Origin of the sequence: Nocardioides ochotonae (assembly GCF_011420305.2) — a bacterium.
Classification (GTDB): domain Bacteria; phylum Actinomycetota; class Actinomycetes; order Propionibacteriales; family Nocardioidaceae; genus Nocardioides; species Nocardioides ochotonae.
In genome coordinates, this window is the sequence record NZ_CP061769.1 from 2,291,893 (window position 1) to 2,314,125 (window position 22,233).

The 22,233-nt window shown below is 70.6% G+C and carries 19 protein-coding genes; 1 reads left to right on the forward strand and 18 read right to left on the reverse strand.

Going from position 1 to position 22,233, the window contains the following annotated elements:
• Window positions 1-6 precede the first annotated feature (6 nt).
• The 8 genes from HBO46_RS11125 to HBO46_RS11160 all read right to left on the reverse strand — a co-directional run bounded on the left by HBO46_RS11125 (window position 7) and on the right by HBO46_RS11160 (window position 10,401).
• Entirely contained in the window at window positions 7-1,266 is a 1,260-nt protein-coding gene (locus HBO46_RS11125; protein ID WP_166139526.1) for an ABC transporter ATP-binding protein, read from the reverse strand.
• Window positions 1,266-2,324, reverse strand: coding sequence for an ABC transporter ATP-binding protein (locus HBO46_RS11130; protein WP_166139525.1), 1,059 nt, complete (start codon window positions 2,322-2,324; stop codon window positions 1,266-1,268). The genes HBO46_RS11125 and HBO46_RS11130 overlap by 1 nt, the downstream gene beginning before the upstream one ends.
• Before the next feature lie 47 nt (window positions 2,325-2,371).
• Window positions 2,372-3,379: an ABC transporter permease gene (locus HBO46_RS11135; protein ID WP_166139523.1), complete on the reverse strand. Its 1,008-nt coding sequence runs from the start codon at window positions 3,377-3,379 to the stop codon at window positions 2,372-2,374.
• Between the two features lie 216 nt (window positions 3,380-3,595).
• Entirely contained in the window at window positions 3,596-5,368 is a 1,773-nt protein-coding gene (locus HBO46_RS11140) for an ABC transporter substrate-binding protein (protein ID WP_166139521.1), read from the reverse strand.
• Window positions 5,369-5,436: 68 nt separating this feature from the next.
• On the reverse strand, window positions 5,437-6,465 hold the full coding sequence (locus HBO46_RS11145) for an ABC transporter permease (RefSeq protein WP_166139519.1): 1,029 nt from the start codon (window positions 6,463-6,465) through the stop codon (window positions 5,437-5,439).
• A gap of 147 nt (window positions 6,466-6,612) precedes the next feature.
• Complete coding sequence (aspS, locus tag HBO46_RS11150; RefSeq protein WP_166139518.1) at window positions 6,613-8,406, reverse strand: aspartate--tRNA ligase; 1,794 nt, start codon at window positions 8,404-8,406, stop codon at window positions 6,613-6,615.
• A complete protein-coding gene (gene hisS / locus HBO46_RS11155; RefSeq protein WP_166139516.1) occupies window positions 8,403-9,683 on the reverse strand; it encodes a histidine--tRNA ligase in 1,281 nt (426 codons plus the stop codon). Before hisS ends, aspS begins: the two co-directional genes overlap by 4 nt.
• 4 nt (window positions 9,684-9,687) lie before the next feature.
• Window positions 9,688-10,401 carry an MBL fold metallo-hydrolase gene (locus HBO46_RS11160; RefSeq protein WP_166139515.1) on the reverse strand — a complete coding sequence of 238 codons (714 nt, stop codon included), beginning with the start codon at window positions 10,399-10,401 and terminating at the stop codon, window positions 9,688-9,690.
• A 130-nt stretch (window positions 10,402-10,531) separates the two neighbouring features.
• Between HBO46_RS11160 and HBO46_RS11165 the strand changes: the two genes are divergently transcribed.
• Window positions 10,532-11,761, forward strand: coding sequence for a DUF349 domain-containing protein (locus HBO46_RS11165; protein ID WP_166139513.1), 1,230 nt, complete (start codon window positions 10,532-10,534; stop codon window positions 11,759-11,761).
• 166 nt (window positions 11,762-11,927) lie between these two features.
• On the opposite strand, the gene HBO46_RS11170 is transcribed toward HBO46_RS11165, so the two are convergent.
• From HBO46_RS11170 to pdxT, 10 genes are all read right to left on the reverse strand, one after another.
• Window positions 11,928-14,159, reverse strand: coding sequence for a RelA/SpoT family protein (locus HBO46_RS11170; RefSeq protein ID WP_166139667.1), 2,232 nt, complete (start codon window positions 14,157-14,159; stop codon window positions 11,928-11,930).
• Between the two features lie 96 nt (window positions 14,160-14,255).
• Window positions 14,256-14,795, reverse strand: a complete 540-nt coding sequence (locus HBO46_RS11175; RefSeq protein WP_224769502.1) for an adenine phosphoribosyltransferase — start codon at window positions 14,793-14,795, stop codon at window positions 14,256-14,258.
• Window positions 14,796-14,815: 20 nt separating this feature from the next.
• Window positions 14,816-16,054: a protein translocase subunit SecF gene (secF, locus tag HBO46_RS11180; RefSeq protein ID WP_166139511.1), complete on the reverse strand. Its 1,239-nt coding sequence runs from the start codon at window positions 16,052-16,054 to the stop codon at window positions 14,816-14,818.
• Window positions 16,054-17,832 carry a protein translocase subunit SecD gene (gene secD / locus HBO46_RS11185; RefSeq protein ID WP_166139510.1) on the reverse strand — a complete coding sequence of 593 codons (1,779 nt, stop codon included), beginning with the start codon at window positions 17,830-17,832 and terminating at the stop codon, window positions 16,054-16,056. The genes secF and secD overlap by 1 nt, the downstream gene beginning before the upstream one ends.
• 1 nt (window position 17,833) lies before the next feature.
• Entirely contained in the window at window positions 17,834-18,148 is a 315-nt protein-coding gene (yajC, locus tag HBO46_RS11190) for a preprotein translocase subunit YajC (RefSeq protein ID WP_166139508.1), read from the reverse strand.
• Between the two features lie 176 nt (window positions 18,149-18,324).
• Window positions 18,325-19,395 carry a Holliday junction branch migration DNA helicase RuvB gene (gene ruvB / locus HBO46_RS11195; RefSeq protein ID WP_166139506.1) on the reverse strand — a complete coding sequence of 357 codons (1,071 nt, stop codon included), beginning with the start codon at window positions 19,393-19,395 and terminating at the stop codon, window positions 18,325-18,327.
• A 4-nt stretch (window positions 19,396-19,399) separates the two neighbouring features.
• The gene (gene ruvA, locus HBO46_RS11200; protein ID WP_166139504.1) at window positions 19,400-20,008 is read right to left on the reverse strand and encodes a Holliday junction branch migration protein RuvA; all 609 of its coding nucleotides are present in this window, start codon (window positions 20,006-20,008) and stop codon (window positions 19,400-19,402) included.
• On the reverse strand, window positions 20,005-20,559 hold the full coding sequence (gene ruvC, locus HBO46_RS11205) for a crossover junction endodeoxyribonuclease RuvC (RefSeq protein WP_166139502.1): 555 nt from the start codon (window positions 20,557-20,559) through the stop codon (window positions 20,005-20,007). Before ruvC ends, ruvA begins: the two co-directional genes overlap by 4 nt.
• 105 nt (window positions 20,560-20,664) lie before the next feature.
• Entirely contained in the window at window positions 20,665-21,429 is a 765-nt protein-coding gene (locus tag HBO46_RS11210; protein ID WP_166139500.1) for a YebC/PmpR family DNA-binding transcriptional regulator, read from the reverse strand.
• A gap of 112 nt (window positions 21,430-21,541) precedes the next feature.
• Window positions 21,542-22,123 carry a pyridoxal 5'-phosphate synthase glutaminase subunit PdxT gene (pdxT, locus tag HBO46_RS11215; RefSeq protein ID WP_166139498.1) on the reverse strand — a complete coding sequence of 194 codons (582 nt, stop codon included), beginning with the start codon at window positions 22,121-22,123 and terminating at the stop codon, window positions 21,542-21,544.
• Between the last annotated feature and the right edge of the window lie 110 nt (window positions 22,124-22,233).

Genomic DNA, 22,233 nt, shown 5'->3' on the forward strand with positions numbered 1-22,233 from the left:
GATGGATCAGGCGCCCACCATGGTGCGGCGCTCGACGTCGAACCAGCTCTGGTTGAAGCCCGGGCCGGTGCCGAGGTCGGCCACGGGGGTGGCACCCGGCGCCGGGTTGCCCTGGTCGTCGACACCCAGCAGACCGGCGGTCGACGGGGTGGCCGGCGCCTGGCCGAGCGGTGCCGGGAAGTGGCAGGCGACCTTGTGGCGCGGGCCGATCTGCAGCAGCGGCGGCTCGACCTTGGCGCAGATCTCCTGGGCGAGGTGGCAGCGGGTGCGGAACCGGCAGCCCGAGGGCGGGTTGATCGGCGAGGGGACGTCGCCCTGGAGACGGATCCGCTCACGACGCCCGCCGATCGCCGCCTGCTTCACGTCCGGCACCGCGGAGAGCAGCGCCTGGGTGTAGGGGTGGTGCGGGCGGGAGTACAGCGTCTCGCGGTCGGCGATCTCGACGATCTTGCCGAGGTACATGACCGCGACCTCGGGGCAGAAGTGCCGCACGATCGCCAGGTCGTGGGCAATGAAGAGGAACGCGATGTTGAACTCGCGCTGCAGGTCCTGGAGCAGGTTGACCACCTGCGCCTGGATCGACACGTCGAGCGCCGAGACCGGCTCGTCCGCGACGAGCACCTTGGGGTTCAGGGTCAGCGCCCGCGCGATGCCGATGCGCTGGCGCTGGCCGCCGGAGAACTCGTTGGGGTAGCGGTTGTAGTGCTCGGGGTTGAGGCCGACGACCTCGAGCAGCTCCTTGACCCGGTCCTTGATCTGGTTCTTCGGCACCACGTTGTGCACCGCGAGCGGCGCACCGACGATCGAGCCCACCGTGTGACGGGGGTTCAGCGAGGTGTACGGGTCCTGGAAGATCATCTGCACGTTGCGGCGCAGCGGCTTCAGCGAGCGGTTGGACAGCTGGGCGATGTCCCGGCCCTCGAAGTTGATCGCTCCGCCGGTCGGCTTGTAGAGCCGGGTGATCAGTCGCCCGGTGGTGGACTTGCCACAGCCGGACTCCCCCACCAGACCGAGGGCGCCGCCCTCGGGGACCTGGAAGGAGATGCCGTCGACGGCCTGCACGTGGCCGACCGTGCGCCGCACCACGCCCGAGGACTTCACGGGGAACCACATGCGCAGGTTGTCGACCTCGAGCACCGGACGCGCCGTGGGGTCGAGGGTCGTGGCGGTGTGGCCCTGGGCCGCCGCCTCGGCGAACGTCTCCGTCTGCGGGCTCTGGGCCTCACTGATCGGGTCGGGCACCGCGGGGGTCTTGTCGTCGGACATCAGTTCTCCTCGACCATTTCAGGCGCGATCTCCGGCAGGACCTCCTGCTGGTAGATCGCTTCGGGGTCGGCCAGGTGGCAGCGCTTGAGGTGGCCTACACCGACGGTCGCGGGCAGCAGGGCGGGCATCTCGGTGCGGCACAGGTCGCCGGGCACCTTGTCCCGGTGCGTGCACCGCGGGTGGAAGGCGCAGCCCGACGGCGGGTTCACCAGGCTCGGCGGGTTGCCCGGGATCGGGATCAGCCGCGCGTCGGTGTCGGCCGTGACGTCGGGGACGCTGGAGAGCAGGCCCCAGGTGTAGGGCATCTCCGGGTGGGTGAGCAGCTGCTTGGTCGTGCCGTGCTCGACCGCGCGTCCGGCGTACATCACCAGCACCTCGTCGGCCATCTCGGCGATCACGCCGAGGTCGTGGGTGATGATGATGACCGCGGAGTTGAACTCGGCCTGCAGCTCCTGGAGCAGGTCCAGGATCTGGGCCTGCACCGTCACGTCGAGTGCGGTGGTCGGCTCGTCGGCGATCAGCAGCGCCGGGTCGTTGATCAGACCCATCGCGATCATCGCGCGCTGGCGCATGCCGCCGGAGAACTGGTGCGGGTAGTCGTCGACGCGGCTGTCGGGCTGCGGGATGCCGACCCGGTCGAGCATCTCGATCGCCTTGCGCCGGGCGTCGCGCTTGGAGGCCGACGGGTGGTGGGCGCGGTACGCCTCTGCCAGCTGGGCGCCGACCTTGTAGAACGGGTGCAGCGCGGCGAGGGCGTCCTGGAAGATCATCGAGACCTGGTTGCCGCGCAACGCGCGCATGGTCTCCTCGGACGCGCCGACGATCTCCTGCCCGCCGATCTTGATCGACCCGGTGATCGCGGAGCGCTTCGCGTCGTGCAGGCCCAGCACGGCGAGGCTGGACACGGACTTGCCGGATCCGGACTCGCCCACGATGCCGAGGGTCTGGCCGCGCGAGACGCTGTAGCTGAGTCCGCTGACCGCGGTGATCTGCCCTTCCTCGGTCGGGAACTTGACCGTCAGGTCGTCGACGACCAGGAACGGATCGGACGTGCTCACGCGTGACTCCGTCTCGGGGGTGGACTGGTGGGGGGTCGGAATGTGGCTCACGACAGCCTCACCCGCGGGTCGAGTGCGCTGTAGACGAGGTCGACCAGGAGGTTGCACACGACCATCACCACCGCACCGAACAGGGCGGTCGCCTGGACGACCGGGAGGTCCTTGTCACCGACCGCGAGCAGCGCCCACAGGCCGATGCCCTGGATGTCGAAGATCCGCTCGGTGAAGATCGTGCCGACGAGGAGCGTGCCGAGGTCGATGCCGAAGATCGTCACGATGGGCACCAGCGCCGCACGCAGGCCGTGGCGGTAGACCACCGCCCGCGGACGCAGCCCCTTGGCCTGCGCGGTGCGGATGTAGTCCTCGCTCAGCGCCTCGATCATCGAGCCACGGGCGAAACGGGTGTACTGGGTCGAGCCGAAGATGCCGAGGGCCAGCCACGGCAGCGCCAGTCCGGCGGCCCACTTGGCGGGGTTCTCGCTCAACGGCACGTAGCCGGTCTCGCTCAGCCCGGGAACCTGCCAGATGAGCGTGACGTAGAGCCACAGCATCAGCGCGAACAGGTAGTACGGCACCGAGCTGATCACGAGGAAGGTCGAGACGAGGACCTTGTCGCTCAATGAGCCTCGCCGTCGCGCGGCTGCGATGCCGATGGGGACGCCGAGGATGACGTAGAGGGCGGCGCCACCGAGGGCGACCGAGACGGTCGCGGGGAGCCGCTCCTTCATCTCGCCCCAGACCGGCCGGTCCGTGGCGTAGGAGAAGCCGAAGCAGGGGGCGGGGCACTCCTGGGTGCGCCCGGCGATCGTGATGTCACGACCGGCCACGATGCCCTTCATGAACTTGAGGTACTCGGTGTGGATGGGGTTGTTGTAGCCCATCGACTCCGTGTAGATCTCCAGCCGCTCAGGCGTGCAGCGCTGGCTGGTCTCAAGGTTGCACAGGGGTCGTGCCGGTTCCTGGGGTCCGTACCAGAACAGGGCGAAGATCGACATCGAGACGAGGATGACGACGAAGAACCCTGCGATCAGACGCTTCACCACATAGGCGAACATCGCAGCACCATCTCCTGATTCTGGTGGTTCGTCGCACGGGGAGGTCCGGGTCACGGGCCCCGCTCGGCAGCACGACGGTTATGAGGCGGGCACGGGAGTCGGGTGGGGGCCCTGGGCCTGCGGCCCAGAGTCCCCCACCCGACGGGGTCTTGCAATGGTGCTCAGGACGTCACGCGAGGTGACGCTCTGTCGTCAGCACCCTCATGAGGCGGAGCCTCACTCGGAGATGACGTACAGGTCCTTGTAGTTCGGGGCACCGATGGCACCGTCACCGTAGAAGTTCCCGATCCGGGTTCCGTGGGTGTACAGGTCGTTGCGGTACGCCGTGGGGATGATCGGGAAGTCCGTGGTCTGGATGAGCTCGTCGAGAGCGCCCCAGGCCTCGGCCTGCTCCTCAGCCGGCAGCAGGGAGATCTTGTCCATCTCCTTGTCCATCTCCGGGTTGGAGTAGCCACCGGTGTTGTAGACCGCACCGGTGCGCAGGAGCGACGGGAGCATGGTCAGACCCGAGGGCCAGTCCGAGCACCAGTTGACGCCACGCAGGGTGAGCTTCTTGTTGGTGGCGTTGTCCGGGTCGAGCCAGATGTCGTACGGGTCGACCTGCACCGGGATCGCCTGGACCTCGAAGCCGGCCTCCTCGAAGCCGCGAACCAGCTGGGCGTTGGTCTTGACCGCCAGCGGGTCGGGTTCGTAGTAGATCATCACGATCTTGAACGGGTTCGACTCGTCGTAGCCCTCTTCAGCGAGGATCTCCTTGGCCTTCTCCGGGTTGAACGTGGTGGGCTCGCCCAGCGCGTTGTAGTCGGGCTTGCCCGCCATGCCGGGGGGCATGATCGAGTTCGCGGGCACGCGGGTCACGCCGGGGACCTGACCACCGGCGAGCCAGGTGGCTTCGTAGTCGATGGCCAGCGCCATCGCCTGGCGCACGCCCTTCGTGGTCTTGTCGTAGACCGGGTACTGGAAGCTCGTGCACTGCGAGGACTGCTGGACCAGGCGGTCACCGAGCTCCTTGGCGGCGCGCCGGTAGTTGACCGAGTCGAGGTCCGTCGAGATCACGGTCTCCGAGGCGGCGTTGCCGCTCAGGAGGATCTGGTCGGTCTGAGCCGGGTCGGCGTTGAACTTGAAGGTGTAGCTGTCCGGGTACTGGTGGCGGCCCGGGTCGGTCTTGGGGTCCCACTGCTCGTTCTTCACCAGGACCAGCTCGTCGGTCGGGGTGAAGGACTCGATCTTGTAGGGACCGGTCGCGAGCGGGTCGCGGCCGTACTTCGGCGGCGCGGCGGCCTCGCCCAGCGGGGCCGGGCCGATCGCCATGAAGGCGCCCCACCAGTCCATGTCCGGGAACGGCTCGGACATCTTGATGGTCACGTCGCGGCCGTTGACCTCGACGCCCTTGTACTCCTGGCCGGAGGTGTAGGGACCCTTGTAGGTCTCACCGTCAAGGAAGTAGTGCTTGGAGTACTCGGTGCCCGGGCCGCTCGGGAACGCCTCGGCGTCGAGCGTGCGGGAGATGCCGAAGGCAAGCTCCTCCGGCGTGATGTCCTTGCCGTTCTCCCACTTCACGCCGTCACGCAGCGTGAAGGTCCACTCGGTGAAGTCCTCGTTCGGCGTACCGAGGTCGGTGGCGAGGTCGGGGATGAGCTCCATCCCGCCGGTCTCAGGGTTGCGGGCGTACTGGGTCAGCGAGCGGTTCGTCAGCGCCTGCTGGATCGAGTTGCCGGTCACCGACCAGCCCTCGGCGGGCTCGAGGGTGCTCGGGCCGGGGTCGCCGGGGAGGTAGACGGTGATGTCGCCACCCGGGGTCGCGTCCTTGATCTCGTACGCCGGGCCGTCGGCACGATCGGGGTTCTTGACGATCTCGTCAGCGGCCGCGTACTCGCGGTCGTCCCCAGTTGTGCCCTCGTTGTTGCTTCCTCCGTCGCCGCCACCACAGGCGGCGAGAGTCAGCATCGAGGCCCCGACGAGCAGCGCAAGGGGCTTGCTTCGCCTCATTGATTCAGCCTTTCTTCCTTGATCGCGTCACCGAGGGATCACGGTCGACGACGTAGCGGGGAGCCCGGTCAGCGCCGGGTCTTGGGGTCGAGCGCGTCGCGGATCGCATCGCCGAGGAGGTTCAGGGCGACCACGAGCAGCACGATGCCCAGCAGGGGCTCGTAGAGGTAGAGCGGGTAGGTCTGGAAGTAGTCGGTGGCGGAGGCGATGATCTGGCCCCACGACTTGCCGTCCGTGACGCCGATGCCGAGGAACGACAGGCCGGCCTCGGCGGCGACGAACGTCGGGAGCATCAGCGAGACCGACACCACGATCGGCGCGACGATGTTCGGGAGCAGCTCGCGCACCAGGATCCGGCGCGTCGGCATGCCGAGCACCCGGGCGGCCTGGATGAAGTCCCGCTCGCGCAGCGACAGCACCTCGCCGCGGATCAGTCGCGCGATCGACATCCAGCCGAACATCGCCAGCACGCCGATCAGCGTCCAGCGCTGGATCATCGGGTAGTTCTCCTGGGCACCGAAGCGCTCGTTGATGATCGGCGCGATCGTCAGCGCCGCCAGCAGGAACGGGACGGTGAGGAAGAAGTCGATGAAGAACGAGATGACCCGGTCGACGAAGCCACCGGCGTAGCCGGCCAGGAGGCCCAGCGTCACGCCGACCACGGCGGAGACCACGGTGGCCAGGGCCGCGATCATCATCGAGGTCTGCGCACCCTTGAGCCAGTACGCCAGGTTGTCGACGGCGGTGCCCGGCGCGATGCCGAAGGGGTGCTCGGGGTCGAAGCCGTTGTTCGGCGGGCCGATGAGCGGCAGGTTGCCGCCGAACGGGTCGATCAGGCCGATGGGGCGGACCGTGTCGGTCGTGACGCCGAAGAGCTTCATCAGCGCGTCGGCGAAGACCGCGATCAGCGCGAAGATGATCACCACGATCAGGCACAGGACAGCGACCTTGTCGTGCAGCAGCCGGGAGAGCGCGATCTGCATCGGCGACTTGCCGACGACCGAGCCCTTGCCCTTACCGCCGCCCGCCGGGCCGCCGTCCACCGGCTCGTCGCTGAGGTGGCCCAGCGTCTCGGTGGAAACCGGAGGCAGCGACATTCTCTCCCCATCTGGGTGCTGGAAAAAACGGGACACGGGCGACGCGTCAGTCGACGCGCCGCCCGTGACTCTATGTGACTTGCTCTCCCCCGACGATCACCCGCGAGTAACGATCTGGTCTCGACCATCGGGCGAGTCTGCGGTGGATCAGCCTTCGGCCGGGACTTCCTTCGCCAGCGGGGCGTCCACCCCGGCCTCCTTGCGCTGCTGGGGCGTGATCGGAGCCGGGGCCGCGGTCAACGGGTCGAAGCCCGCGCCCGACTTGGGGAACGCGATGACGTCGCGGATCGAGTCCGCCCCGGACAGGATCGCGACGATCCGGTCCATGCCGACCGCGATGCCGCCGTGCGGCGGCGCGCCGAACTTGAAGGCGTCGAGGAGGAAGCCGAACTTCTCCTGGGCCTCCTCGGGGCCGATGCCCATCACCTCGAAGACGCGCTTCTGCACGTCCTCGCGGTGGATACGGATCGAGCCGCCGCCCAGCTCCGAGCCGTTGCAGACGATGTCGTAGGCGTAGGCGAGCGCGGAGCCCGGGTCGGACTCGAAGGTGTCGAGGAACTCGGGCTTCGGGCTGGTGAACGCGTGGTGCACGGCCGTCCACGCGCCGGCGCCGACCGCCACGTCGCCGCTGGCGACCGCGTCGTCGGCCGGCTCGAACAGCGGCGCGTCGACGACCCAGGTGAAGGCGAACCGGCTCTCGTCGATCAGCCCGCAGCGCTGGCCGATCTCCAGGCGCGCAGCGCCGAGCAGCGCCCGGCTGGCCTTGGGGGCGCCGGCGGCGAAGAAGATGCAGTCGCCGGGCTGGGCGCCGGTGTGCGCGGCGAGGCCGGCCTTCTCCTCCTCGGAGAGGTTCTTGGCGACCGGGCCGCCGAGCTCGCCCTCGGCGGAGATCGTGACGTAGGCGAGCCCCTTGGCGCCGCGCTGCTTGGCCCACTCCTGCCAGGCGTCGAACTGACGACGCGGCTGGCTGGCGCCGCCGGGCATGACCACCGCCCCGACGTACGGCGCCTGGAAGACACGGAACGTCGTGTCGGCGAAGTACGCCGTGCAGTCGACGAGCTCCTGGCCCATCCGCAGGTCCGGCTTGTCGGAGCCGAAGCGGGCCATCGCGTCGGCGTAGGTGATCCGCGGGATCGGGCGCGGGATCTCGTGGCCCTCCAGGGCCCAGATCGCCGCGAGGACCTCCTCCATCAGCGCGATGACGTCGTCCTGGTCCACGAAGCTCATCTCGATGTCGAGCTGGGTGAACTCCGGCTGGCGGTCGGCGCGGAAGTCCTCGTCGCGGTAGCAGCGCGCGATCTGGTAGTAGCGCTCCATGCCGCCGACCATCAGCAGCTGCTTGAACAGCTGCGGGCTCTGCGGCAGGGCGTACCAGCTGCCCGGGTGCAGGCGGGCCGGCACCAGGAAGTCGCGGGCGCCCTCGGGGGTGGAGCGGGTCAGCGTGGGGGTCTCGATCTCGACGAAGTCGTGGCGGTCGAGCACGTCGCGGGCGGCCTTGTTGATCTTGCTGCGCAGGCGCAGGATCCGGTTGGGCTCGCTGCGGCGCAGGTCGAGGTAGCGGTACTTGAGGCGGGTCTCCTCCCCCACCTCGCCGCCCTTCGAGCTCGCGGCGTCGTCGATCGGGAACGGCAGCGGCGCCGCGGTGCTCAGCACCTCGACGTCGGTGGCGACGACCTCGATCTCTCCGGTCGCGAGGTTGGGGTTCTCGTTGCCGGCCAGGCGGGCGGTGACCTCGCCGGTGATCTTCAGGCAGTACTCGTTGCGCAGGCTGTGCGCGACGGCCTCGTCACGGACGACGACCTGGACGACGCCGCTGGCCTCACGCAGGTCGAGGAACGCCACGCCCCCGTGATCGCGACGGCGTGCCACCCACCCGGCGAGGGTGACGGTCTGGCCGACGTGCTCGGCGCGCAGGGCGCCGGCGTCATGGGTGCGGATCACGAGAGGGACTCCTTGGTCTGGTGCTGCTGGGTGAGGTGGGTGACGAGCTCGGTGAGCGATACGGCGACCTGCTCCCCGGTCGCCATGGTCTTGACCTGCGCGACCCCGGCCTCGAGGTCGCGCTCGCCGAGGACCACCACGGCGGGGGCGCCGGAGCGGTCAGCGGACTTCATCGCGCCCTTGAGGCCGCGCTCGCCGAACACCTGGTCGGTGCGCAGGCCGGCGCGGCGCAGCTGGGCGACGAGCGCCGGGGCGGCGGTGCGTCCCGCGGCGCCGAGCGGGACGACGTACACGTCCAGCGCGGTGGGCGGGCCGACCTGCAGGCCCTCGGCCTGACAGGCGAGGTAGGTGCGGTCCAGGCCCAGGCCGAAGCCGATGCCGGACAGCTCCTGGCCGCCGAGGTCGGCCATCAGGCCGTCGTAGCGGCCGCCACCGCCGATGCCCGACTGGGCGCCGAGGCCGTCGTGGACGAACTCGAAGGTGGTGCGCGTGTAGTAGTCCAGCCCGCGCACCATGCGGGGGTTCACGACGTAGCGGGTGCCGTGCTCGTCGAGCAGGCGGCGTACGGCGGCGAAGTGCTCGGCGCACGCCTCGCACAGGTGGTCGAGCATCAGCGGGGCGTCGGCGAGCTGGGCGATCACCTCCGGGCGCTTGTCGTCGAGGACGCGCAGCGGGTTGATCCGCGCACGCTCGCGGGTCGCCTCGTCGAGGTCGAGGCCCTCGAGGAAGGCCACGAGCGTCTCGCGGTACGGCGGACGGCACTCGCGGCAGCCCAGCGACGTGAGCTCGAGGCGGTAGCCGGTCAGGCCGAGCGCACGGTAGCCCTCGTCGGCCAGCGTGACGACCTCGGCGTCGAGCGCGGGGTCGTCGGAGCCGATCGCCTCCACGCCGAACTGCTGGAGCTGGCGGTAGCGGCCGTGCTGGGGACGCTCGGCGCGGAAGAACGGGCCGGTGTACCAGAGCTTCACGGGCAGCTGGCCGCGGTCGAGGCGGTGCTCGATCACGCTGCGCATCACGCCGGCGGTGCCCTCGGGGCGCAGCGTCAGGGAGCGGTCACCGCGGTCGGTGAAGGTGTACATCTCCTTGGAGACCACGTCGGTGGACTCCCCCACGCCGCGGACGTAGAGCGCGGTGTCCTCGAAGATGGGCAGCTCGATGTAGCCGTAGCCGGCCAGGACGGCGGGGCGCGTCAGCGCCTCGCGCACGGCGAGCCAGGCGCCGGACTCGGGCGGGAGGTACTCCGGGACGCCCTTGGGCGCGGAGAGGGTGTCGGACATCTGTTCACAGACCTCGAGTGACTCGTCCCGCGTCGCCACTCTCGAGGAGGTCGCGCAGGTAGGGGTTGGTCGCACGCTCGCGACCGATGGACGTCTGCTCGCCATGGCCCGGCAGCACGACGATGTCGTCGGGCAGGGTCAGCACCTTGTCGGCGAGGCTGCGCAGGATGGTGGGGTGGTCGCCGCCGGGCAGGTCGGTGCGTCCGATGGAGCCCGCGAAGAGCAGGTCCCCGGAGAACATCACCTCGGAGATCTCCGGCTGCGCGTCGTACGGCGTGCGGAAGGTGACCGACCCCTGGGTGTGCCCGGGGGTGTGGTCGACCACGAACCGCAGGCCGGCCAGCTCGAGCTCCTGACCGTCGCCGAGCTCGCGCACGTCGTCGGGCTCGGCCCACTCGTGCCTCGCGCCCAGCAGCATCTGGGTGGTCTCCCGCGACATGCCGGCCATCGGATCGGTCAGCAGGTGGCGGTCCGAGGGATGGATCCACGCGGTGGCGTCGTAGGTGCCGGCGACCGGGGCCACGCACCACATGTGGTCGACGTGGCCGTGGGTGACCAGCACGGCGACGGGCTTGAGTCGGTGCTCGCGCACGACCTCCGCCACGCCGTCGGCGGCGTCCTTGCCCGGGTCGATGACCACGCACTCGGTGCCGGGACCGGTCGCGGCGACATAGCAGTTCGTGCCCCACGGACCCGCGGGGAAGCCGGCGATCAACACCCCGCCACACTATCGAGACGGGCGCATCCGCGCCTCATCGGCTGTTCGGCCACCACCGAGAGGCCCCGCTCGGCCGCTGTGACGACTAGCATGGCGGCTGCGTGTCCGCCACCAGCGAAGAGGAACACCAGTGACGAGCCAAGAGTGGGGCCGGGTCGACGACGACGGCACCGTCTACGTCAGGACCGCCGACGGCGAGCGGTCGGTCGGTCAGTACCCCGAGGGCACCCCGGAGGAGGCCCTGGCGTTCTTCACCGAGCGTTACGCCGCGCTCGCCTTCGAGGTCGAGCTCCTCGAGAAGCGCGTGCAGTCCGGCGTGCTCTCGCCCGAGGAGGCGGTCGAGTCGGTCAAGACCGTCCGCGCCCAGGTGACCGACGCCAACGCCGTCGGTGACCTCGCCGCCCTCGGTGCACGCCTCGACGCCCTCGGGCCGGTCATCGCCGCGCAGCGCGAGGTGCGCCGCAAGGAGAAGGCCGCCAAGGCGGCCGAGACCCGCGAGGCCAAGGAGAAGGTCGTCGCCGAGGCCGAGCGCCTCGCCGAGAGCAACGACTGGCGCAACGGCGCCAACCGGCTCCGCGACCTGCTCGAGGAGTGGAAGGCGCTGCCGCGCATCGACCGCAGCTCCGACGACGCCCTGTGGCGCCGGTTCTCCACCGCGCGCACGGCGTACACCCGCCGGCGCAAGGCGCACTTCGCCGAGCAGAACGAGAAGCGCGAGAGCGCCCGGGCGATCAAGGAGCGACTGGTCACGGAGGCCGAGGCGGTGCAGGACTCCACCGACTGGGGTCTCACCGCGGGCCGCTACCGCGACCTGATGCGCGACTGGAAGGCCGCCGGCCCCGCGCCCAAGGACGTCGACGACGCGCTGTGGAAGCGGTTCCGCGCCGCGCAGGACCACTTCTTCGGCGCCCGGGACGCCGCGAACGCCGCGCTCGACGAGGAGTTCGCCGCCAACGCAGTCGTCAAGGAGGAGCTGCTGGTCGAGGCCGAGCAGCTGCTGCCGATCGAGGACCTGGACGCCGCCAAGCGCGCCTTCCGCGACCTCGCCGACCGCTGGGACGCCGCCGGCAAGGTGCCGCGCGACCGGATGAAGGACCTCGAGGGGCGCTTCCGCAAGGTCGAGCAGGCCCTGCGCGCCGTCGAGGACGAGCAATGGCGTCGTTCCGACCCCGAGAAGTCCGCGCGTGCCGAGGACCTCGTGTCCAAGCTCGAGGCCGCCATCGCCCAGGTCGAGGCCGACCTGGAGAAGGCCCGCAGCGCCGGGCAGGAGAAGAAGGTCCGCGAGCTCGAGGAGAACCTCGCCTCGCGCCAGTCCTTCCTCGAGATGGCCCGCCGCGCCAGCGCCGACTACTCCGGCTGACCGGCTCGACGAAAGAACCCCCGCCCCTGAGGGCGGGGGTTCTTTCGTTGAATCGAGAGTTCTGAGGGTCGAATCGAGAGTTCCGACCACTCGAGTCGAGACGTACGCCGCCACAGGGGCCGACTCGGCGCACCACTCACGCCGACTCGCGGAGAAGGCGGGTGCGCTACTGGGTGACGCGGTAGGCGTCGAAGACGCCGGGTACGCCGCGGACGGCCTTGATCACGTTGTCGAGGTGCTTGGCCTCGGCCATCTCGAAGCTGAAGCGGCTCTTCGCGACCCGGTCGTGGGTGGTGGAGAGGCTGGCGCTGAGGATGTTCACGTGGGCGTCGGAGAGCGCCATCGTGATGTCGGACAGCAGCCGGGCCCGGTCCAGCGCCTCGACCTGGATGTTGACGAGGAACGTCGAGTCCGAGGTGGGGGCCCACTCGACCTCGAGCAGCTTCTCGGGCTGGGCGAGCAGCGCGGAGGCGTTGGTGCAGTCGGTGCGGTGCACCGACACGCCCCCGCCCTTGGTGACGAAGCCGAGGATGTCGTCGGGCGGCACGGGGGTGCAGCACTTGGCGAGCTTGACCCACACCTCGGAGGCGCCCTTGACGATGACGCCCGCGTGGCTTCCGCCAGTCACCTGGCTGCGGCTGCGCCGCCCGGTGATGGTGACGGCCTCGGCGAGGTCCTCCTGGGCGCCGTCGTTGCCGCCGTGCTCCTCGATGACCCGCTTGACGACCGCCTGTGCCGACAGGTTGCCCTCGCCGACCGCGGCGTACAGCGCGGAGACGTCGGCGATGTTGAAGTGCGCGGCGGCGAGGGTGAGCGACTCGTGCGACATCAGCCGCTTGAGGGGCAGGCCCTCCTTGCGCATGAGCTTGGCGATCTGCTCCTTGCCGCGCTCGATCGCCTCCTCGCGGCGCTCCTTGGTGAACCACTGGCGGATCTTGGAGCGCGCCCGCGGCGACTTCACGAAGGTCAGCCAGTCGCGCGAGGGAGCGGCATTGGCGGACTTGGAGGTGAAGACCTCGACCACGTCGCCGTTGTCGAGCGTCGACTCCAGCGGCACCAGGCGCCCGTTGACGCGCGCGCCGATCGTGTGGTGCCCGACCTCGGTGTGGACCGCGTAGGCGAAGTCGACCGGCGTCGCCCCGGCGGGCAGCGCCATCACGTCGCCGCGCGGGGTGAAGACGTAGACCTCGGCGCGGTTCATCTCGAAGCGCAGCGACTCCAGGAACTCCCCCGGATCCTCGACCTCGCTCTGCCAGTCGAGGAGGGTACGCACCCAGGTCATGTCGTCCATGTCGCCGGCACGGTCGGTGTCGACCCCGGCGCGGTTGTTCTCCTTGTACTTCCAGTGCGCCGCGACGCCGTACTCCGCGCGACGGTGCATCGCGTAGGTGCGGATCTGCAGCTCCACGGGCTTGCCCTGCGGGCCGATCACCGTGGTGTGCAGCGACTGGTACATGTTGAACTTCGGCATCGCGACGTAGTCCTTGAACCGGCCCAGCACCGGGTTCCAGCGCGAGTGCAGCACACCGAGGACGCTGTAGCAGTCACGGTCGTCCTCGACGAGGATCCGGATGCCGACCAGGTCGTAGATGTCGGAGAAGTCGCGGCCCCCGACGATCATCTTCTGGTAGATCGAGTAGTAGTGCTTCGGGCGCCCGGTGACGGTCGCCTTGATCTTGGCCTCGCGCAGGTCGTGCTCGACCTGCTGGATGACCTCGGCGAGGAACTGGTCGCGCGAGGGCGCGCGCTCCGCGACCAGACGCACGATCTCGTCGTAGATCTTGGGGTGCAGGGTCGCGAACGCGAGGTCCTCCAGCTCCCACTTGATCGTGTTCATGCCGAGGCGGTGGGCCAGCGGCGCGTAGATGTCGAGGGTCTCGCGCGCCTTGCGCTCCTGGGTCTCCTGCTTGACGTAGCGCAGCGTCCGCATGTTGTGCAGACGGTCGGCGAGCTTGATGACCAGGACCCGGATGTCGCGCGACATCGCGACGATCATCTTGCGGATCGTCTCGGCCTCGGCGGTCTCGCCGTACTGGACCTTGTCGAGCTTGGTCACCCCGTCGACCAGGCGGGCGACCTCGTCGCCGAAGTCCGCGCGCAGCTGGTCCAGGGTGTACGGCGTGTCCTCGACGGTGTCGTGGAGCAGCGAGGCGACCAGGGTCGGCTCGGTCATGCCGATGCCGGCGAGGATCGTGGTGACCGCGAGCGGGTGGGTGATGTAGGGATCGCCGCTCTTGCGCATCTGCGCGCCGTGCTGCTCCTCGGCGGTCTTGTACGCCCGCTCGATCAGCGCCAGGTCGGCCTTCGGGTGGTTGGCACGTACGGCGCGGAACAGCGGCTCCAGGACCGGGTTCGCCGTCTGGTTGCGCGTGCCCATCCGTGCCAGGCGCGCGCGCATGCTGCGGGCCGTCGGAGCGCCCTCGGAGCGCTCCGGGGGACGCTCGCGGCGCGGCGGGGTGGTGCGGTCCTCGGTCACGTGGTCAGTCTAGGTCCGTCACACCACGGCGAGGCTGTCGACCGGCAGGTCGCCGAGCTGCTCGCGGCCGGAGAGGAACCCGAGCTCCATCAGCACCGCGACGCCGACGACCGTCCCGCCGCAGCGGCTGACCAGCTCGGCGGTCGCGCGTGCGGTGCCGCCGGTGGCGAGCACGTCGTCGACCAGGAGCACCCGGTCGCCGGGCTCGATGGCGTCCTGGTGCATCTCCAGCGTGGCGGTGCCGTACTCGAGATCGTAGGTCACCGCGTGGGTCGGGCCCGGGAGCTTGCCGGCCTTGCGCACCGGCGTGAAGCCGGCGCCCAGGGCGAGCGCCACCGGGGCGCCGACCAGGAAGCCGCGGGCCTCCATGCCGATCACCTTGTCGACGATGACCTCACCGTGCTCGTCGCGACCGCTCTCCGCGAGGGCGGTGACGACCGCGTGGAACCCGTCGTGGTCGGCGAGCAGCGGCATGATGTCCTTGAAGACGATGCCCGGCTCGGGGAAGTCGGGGATGTCACGCACCAGGCGCGACATCGCCTCCCGAGCCGCCGCGATCCGCTCGTCGGCGCGAGCGCTCACTTGCGCCCCCGCTTCGAGCGCGGCTGCCGGGCGGGCTGTGCGCGGCCCGAGGCACCGGTCGAGCGGGTCTCGCTCTTCGGCTTCGGCACCACGCGGCCGCGGCCGGTGGCACCCAGGGGACGCGGGGCCGGAGCCTCCGAGCGAGGAGCGCCCGGGGCGTCGTCGTCGTCCGGGTCGCCGAGCTCGATGCCGGGCTCGTCGTGGACGGGCATGTCCTCGACGAACGCCGGGACCGAGGCGTACGGGTCGACGTTGCGCTTGGCGGCCGCACGGGCACGACGGTCGGCCATCTGCACGTCGGACTCGCGCGACTTCAGCTGCACCAGCAGGCGCGGCGCCAGCACGACGGAGGAGTAGACGCCGACGGCGGTGCCGACGAACTGGGCGAGGGCGAGGTCCTGCAGCGAGCTCGCGCCGAGCTGGATGGCGCTCACCCACAAGATCGCGCCGATCGGGATCAGCGCCACGATGCTGGTGTTGATCGAGCGGACCAGGGTCTGGTTGACCGCGAGGTTGGTGGCGTCGGCGTAGGTCTGGCCGGTACGCCGCAGGCCGTGGGTGTTCTCGCGGACCTTGTCGAAGACGACGACGGTGTCGTAGAGCGAGAAGCCGAGGATCGCGAGCAGACCCGTGACCGCGGCCGGCGTCACCTGGAAGCCCGACAGGGAGTAGACGCCGACGGTCAGGATGATGTCGTGGAACAGCGCGACCAGCGCGGCGATGGACATCTTCCACTCGCGGAAGTAGGCCCAGATGAAGAGCATGACCAGGACCAGGAACACCGCGACGCCCAGGAGCGCGCGCTCGGCGACCTCCTGACCCCAGCTCGCGCCGATCTCCTCGATCGAGATCGCCGAGGACAGGTCCACGGTCTCACCGATCACGTCGGCGATCTGCTCGGTCGCCTCGGGGTCGAGCTCGCCGACCTTGATGGTGAGCGAGTCGGAGCCGGCGGTCACGACGGAGGGCGACTCCGCGCCCTCGATCGCGGCCTCGCCGATCGCCTCGCGCACGGCATCGGCGTCCTCCTGGGAGGCGCTCGAGGTGAGCACCGCCTTGTACTGCGTGCCGCCGGTGAACTCGACGCCGAAGTTGAGCCCCTTGACCATCACCGCGATGATCGCGAGGGCGACCAGCACGATCGAGACGCCGTACCAGATCGGGCGATGCCCGACGAAGTCGAGCGATCGACGACCTGTGTAGAGGTCGTTGCCGAGCCGCGAGAACTTGCCCATCAGGCCTTGCCTCCTACCGGGACGCGGTGGTCGATCCCGAGGGTCTCGGGGCTGAGCCCGGACCAGCGGCCGCCGCCGTTGAAGAACTTGTACCGCGAGAGCAGGACCACCATCGGGCGGGTGAACCAGAACAGCACGGCAAGGTCGATGAGCGTGGACAGGCCGAGTGCGAAGCCGAAGCCCTTCACCGCGCCCGTCGCGAAGATGTAGAGCACCAGGGCCGAGAGCAGCGAGACCGTGTTGGCCGCGAGTCGGGTGACCCGCGCCCGACGCCAGCCGCTCTCGACCGCGACCCGCATCGACTTGCCCTCGCGCATCTCGTCACGGATGCGCTCGAACAGCAGGATGAAGGAGTCGGCGGTGACACCGACGGCGATGATCAGTCCGGCGATGCCCGGGAGCGTGAGCGTGAACCCGGCGGTCTTCGCCAGGAGCAGCACCAGTGCGTAGGTGATCGCCGCGGCGACCACCAGCGAGGCCAGGACGACGATGCCCAGACCGCGGTAGTAGAACAAGCAGTAGAGCATCACGAGGAGCAGGCCGATGGCGCCCGCCCAGATGCCGGCGGTGAGCTGGTTGCCGGCGAGCGAGGGGCCGATGGTCTCGACGGTCGCGTCGTCCTGGAAGGAGATCGGCAGCGCGCCGAACTTCAGGCTGGTGGCCAGGTCGTTGGCCTCGGCCTCGGAGAAGTCACCGGTGATCTGGGCCTGGCCGTTGGTGATCGGGCTGGTGAAGCCGGGGAAGGAGATGACCTGACCGTCGAGGACGATCGCGAACTGCCGGTCGCTCTGGACCAGCGCACGGGAGATCTGCTCGAAGGCGTCCTCGCCCTTGCCACCGATGTCGAGCTGCACGGCCCAGCCGACGCTGTCCGGCGGGATGCCGGCCGAGGCGGACTTCAGCTCGGTGCCCTCGACGACGGTGGCGCTGAGGAGGAACTTGGCCCAGGAGCCCTCGCCCTCGTTCTCGCCCTCGATCCACCCGCAGGTGACGAGCGGCTTGTCCGGGACGTCGTCGACCGGGACCAGTGCGTCCGGGTTGTTGCCGGGCGGGCAGGTGAAGGCGTTGTAGGCCTGGATGTCGGCGGCCGGCGGGTTGTTCTGCCAGTCGAGCAGCTGCTGGACCCGCTCGGTCTCGTCCTTCGGCTCCGGCGTCTTGCTCGCGGGCGCGCTGGCACCGCCGCCGGGGGCCTCGCTGGCCTCCTCGCTGGGGGCAGCGGGCTCCGGGGCCGGGGTCGCGGAGTCATCGGTCGCGAAGCCGGTGGCGGGGCGGTTCTTCGGCCCCTGGTTCTGCTGGTTCGGCTTGCCCTGCTGCTGGTTGCCCTGCTGCTGGTTGCCCTGCTGCTGGTTGCCGGCGCCGCCGGTCGGGTCCTGCGGAGTCTGCTGGATCACCGGGTCCGGGGTGCCGCAGCGGCCGTCGAGCTCGCTGCAGCCGACCAGGCGGAAGCGCAGCTGCGCCTGGCGCTGGACGACCTCGACGAGGTCGCGGCGGGTGTCGCCGGGGATCTCCACCTGGACGTACTGACCGCTCTGCGTGGTCACGTCGGCCTCGGCGACGCCGGAGCCGTTGACGCGGCGGTCGATGATGCTGCGGGCCTCGTCGAGGCTGCCCTCGTCGGGGTCGCCCTCGGCGGTCAGGGTGATGCGCGTGCCGCCCTGGAGGTCCAGGCCGAGCGCGGGCTTCCAGTCGCCACCGATGGCGACCAGCCCGAACATGATCGCGACCACCGCGAAGAACGTGATCAGCACCCGTCCGGGGCGGTTCATGGGCCTGGCCATGTCAGACCGCCTCCGGCCCGTCCCCGGCGCCGCCGTCGATCGAGTCGTTCTCGTCCTCGATCGGCGCGCGCTCGATGATCGAGCCGATCGCGCCCCGGATCACCCGAATCGCGACCCCGTCGGCGACGAGCACCGCGACGTGGTCGTCGGTGATCTCCTGGACGGTGCCGAGGATGCCGGACGTCAGCATCACCTCGTCGCCCACGGTGAGAGATCCCTGCATGCGCGAGAGCTCCTTCTGGCGCCGGCTGGCGGGCCGGATGATCAGGAGCCAGAACAGCAGCGCTACCGCAAAGATGGGCAGGAGCTCAAGCAAGGCGAAACCTCTCGAACGAGTATGGGAGGGGGCCCGCGGTCGCGGAGGGCGCGCGGGGCCGACGGCAAAGTGTAACGGTGGCGCCGCAGCACGGGGCCATCCCTGCCCAAGCCGGACGCGGTCTTTTTCGCCCGCGCCGACGCACGGACACCCCGCCGCTCACCGCCGGGCCCCGCTCACTCCTCCGGAAGCGGTACGTCGCCCAGGTGCCGGGGCGCGGCCAGACCCAGGTGGCTCCAGGCCCCGGCGGTGGCGACCCGCCCTCGGGGCGTGCGCGCCAGGAAGCCCATGCGGACCAGGAACGGCTCGGCGACCTCCTCGACGGTCTCGCGCTCCTCCCCCACCGCCACGGCCAGCGTCGAGACGCCGACCGGGCCGCCGCCGAAGCGACGGCACAGCACGTCGAGGACCGCCCGGTCGAGCCGGTCGAGTCCGAGCGCGTCCACCTCGTAGAGGTCGAGCGCGGCCCGAGCGACCTCGAGGGTCACCAGCCCGTCGGCACGGACCTCGGCGTAGTCGCGCACCCGGCGCAGCAGCCGGTTGGCGATGCGGGGCGTGCCGCGAGAGCGCGAGGCGATCTCGGCCGCCCCCTCCGCCTCGAGTCGTACGTCGAGGAGCCCGGCGGAGCGGTGCACGATCCGGTCCAGCTCGTGGGGCTCGTAGAACTCCAGGTGGGCGGTGAAGCCGAACCGGTCGCGAAGCGGGCCGGGCAGCAGGCCGGCCCGGGTGGTGGCCCCGACCAGGGTGAAGGGCGGGATCTCCAGCGGGATGGCGGTCGCGCCGGGGCCCTTGCCGATGACGACGTCGACGCGGAAGTCCTCCATCGCCATGTAGAGCATCTCCTCGGCGGGCCGGGACATGCGGTGGATCTCGTCGACGAACAGCACGTCGCCCTCGTTCATCCCCGAGAGGATCGCGGCGAGGTCGCCGGCGTGGGTGATCGCCGGGCCGCTGGTCAGGCGCAGCGGCGCCGACATCTCCGCGGCCACGATCATGGCCAGCGTGGTCTTGCCGAGCCCGGGAGGCCCGGAGAGGAGCACGTGGTCGGGGGCGCGTCCGCGCTGACGCGCGGCCTCGAGCACCAGACCGAGCTGGTCGCGCACCCGCGTCTGGCCGACCACCTCGTCGAGGGTGCGCGGGCGCAGCGCGGCCTCGATCGCCCGCTCGTCGCCGTCGGCCTCGGCGGTGGTCAGCGAGCGCAGGTGGCTGCTCTCGGCCTCCTCGAGCTCGTCCTCGTGGAACGGCACGACGTCAGGCCTTGCTCAGGGCGCGCAGGGCGGAGCGCAGCAGCGTCGCCACGTCGGGAGTGGCGCCGGCCTCGGGGGCGACCGCCTCCACCGCCTGGTCGGCGTCCTTGGTCGACCAGCCGAGCCCGACCAGGCCCTGGAGCACCTGATCGCGCCACGGGTCTGCGGCCGGCGCCGCGCCCGGCGTACGGCCGCCGACGGGGGCGCCGATGCGGTCCTTGAGCTCCAGGATGATCCGCTGGGCGCCCTTCTGCCCGATGCCGGGCACCCGGGTGAGCGTCTTGACGTCGTCGGAGCCGATCGCGCGGCGCAGGTCGTCGGGGGTCAGCACGGCGAGGATCGCCTGGGCGAGCTTGGGGCCGACGCCGGAGGCCGTCTGCACCAGTTCGAAGACCGCCTTCTCGTCGTCGTCGAGGAAGCCGAACAGGGTCAGGGAGTCCTCGCGCACGACCATGCTGGCCGAGAGGGTGGCGCGCTCGCGCGAGCCGACCCGCGGCGAGAGGGTGGCGAGGGTGCCCGGGGTGCAGATCAGCTCGACGCCGATGCCGCCGACCTCCAGCACCGCACTGGTGGGGGTCACCGCGGCGACCTCACCGCTGACGAACGCGATCATGCTCTGCTCCTCGCAGGTCGGGCCGGGCGCTGGGTCTGACGCTGGGCCGTGGCGAGCGCGGCGTCGATGCGCGCCTGCGCACCGCCGCGCCAGATGTGGGTGATGGCCAGCGCCAGCGCGTCGGCGGCGTCGGCGGGCTTGGGCAGCGCGTCGAGGCGCAGGATCCGGGTGACCATCGCGCCGACCTGGGCCTTGTCGGCGCGGCCGTTGCCCGAGACCGCGGCCTTGACCTCGCTGGGAGTGTGCAGCGCGACCGGGAGGCCGCGTCGTGCGGCGCAGACCATCGCGATGCCACTCGCCTGGGCGGTGCCCATGACGGTGCTGACGTCGGAACGGGCGAAGACCCGCTCGATCGCCACCGCGTCGGGCCGGTGCTCGTCGAGCCAGGCGTCGATGCCCTTCTCGATGGTCACGAGCCGCTCGGGCACCGCGAGGTGGGCGGAGGTGCGCACGACGTTGACGTCGATCAGCGTGAGCGGTCGACCGACCTCACCCTCGACCACGCCGACACCGCAGCGGGTCAGACCGGGATCGATCCCGAGCACGCGCATGGACGACCAACCTCTCCTCGAACGTCTGTTCGGGGAACACGCTATCGGGCCGTCCCGGGCGTGCCGACACCGACACGCCCGCGACGCCGACTCACGCGTGCGGGGTCACTCCTCGAGCTGGGCCATCACGTCGTCCGGCACGTCGACGTTGGTGAAGACGTCCTGCACGTCGTCGAGGTCCTCGAGCGCGTCGACGAGGCGGAAGACCTTGCCGGCGGCCTCGGCGTCCACCGGGATCTCCAGGCTGGCGACGAACTGGACGTCGGCGGAGTCGTACTCGATGCCGGCGGCCTGCAGCGCCGTACGGACCGCGACCACGTCGGTGGCCTCGGACTGCACCTGGAAGGACTCCCCGAGGTCGATGACGTCCTCGGCGCCGGCGTCGAGGGTCGCCTCGAGGATGTCGTCCTCGCTGACCTCGCTGTCCTCGTGGTGCTTGGGCACCATCACGACGCCCTTGCGGGTGAACAGCCGCGAGACCGAGCCGGGGTCGGCGAGCGTGCCGCCGTTGCGGGTGACGGCGGTGCGCACCTCCATCGCGGCGCGGTTCTTGTTGTCGGTGAGGCACTCCACGAGGAAGGCCACGCCCTGCGGGCCGTAGACCTCGTACATGATCGTGGAGTAGTCGGCCCCGCCGGCCTCGGCGCCCGAGCCGCGCTTGACCGCGCGGTCGATGTTGTCGTTGGGGACCGACGACTTCTTCGCCTTCTGGATGGCGTCGAACAGCGTCGGGTTGCCGGTGGGGTCACCGCCGCCCATGCGGGCCGCGACCTCGATGTTCTTGATCAGCTTGGCGAACATCTTGCCGCGCTTGGCGTCGATGGCCGCCTTCTTGTGCTTGGTGGTGGCCCACTTGGAGTGCCCAGACATGCGTCCCTCTTCTGCTCGCCGAGAATCGGCTGTCGATCCTACTCGCGTCTGTGACCGGCGTCGTACGACGTGCCCGGGACGGGGCTGGCATCACCCCGGACCGGCGCCGGCGTCAGCCGTCCACCAGCTCCGCGAACAGGCCGTGCAGCCGGGTGTCCGCACCGACCTCTGGATGGAACGACGTCGCGAGCAGGCGGCCCTGGCGCACCGCCACCGGGTGCCCGGCGGCCTCGGCCAGCACCTCGACCCCGGCGCCGACCTCCTCCACCCACGGGGCCCGGATGAAGACCGCGTGCACCGGGTCCGCGAGTCCGTGCACCGCCAGCGGCCCCTCGAAGGAGTCGACCTGGCGCCCGAACGCGTTGCGCCGCACCGTGACGTCCAGACCGCCGACGAGCTCCTGCCCGGCGGCGCCGTCGAGCACCCGGTCGGCGAGGAGCACCATCCCCGCACAGGTGCCGAAGGCCGGCATGCCCGCCGCCACCCGCGCGCGCAGGGGCTCCAGCAGGCCGAGGCTCCCGGCGAGCCGGCACATCGTGGTCGACTCCCCGCCCGGCAGCACCAACGCGTCGCAGTCGTCGAGCTCCTCGCGTCGCCGCACGCGTACGCCGCGGCGCCCCAGCCGCTCAAGGGCGGCGAGGTGCTCGCGCACGTCGCCCTGGAGGGCGAGCACACCGATCGTCGGTCCGGTCACGGGCCTCAGGCTAGTGAGCGCGGCGCAGGGTCACGACGGTGATCTCAGGCGCGGCGCCGGTGCGCACCGGCGGCCCCGAGGTGCCGAAGCCCCGCGAGGTCACGACCGTG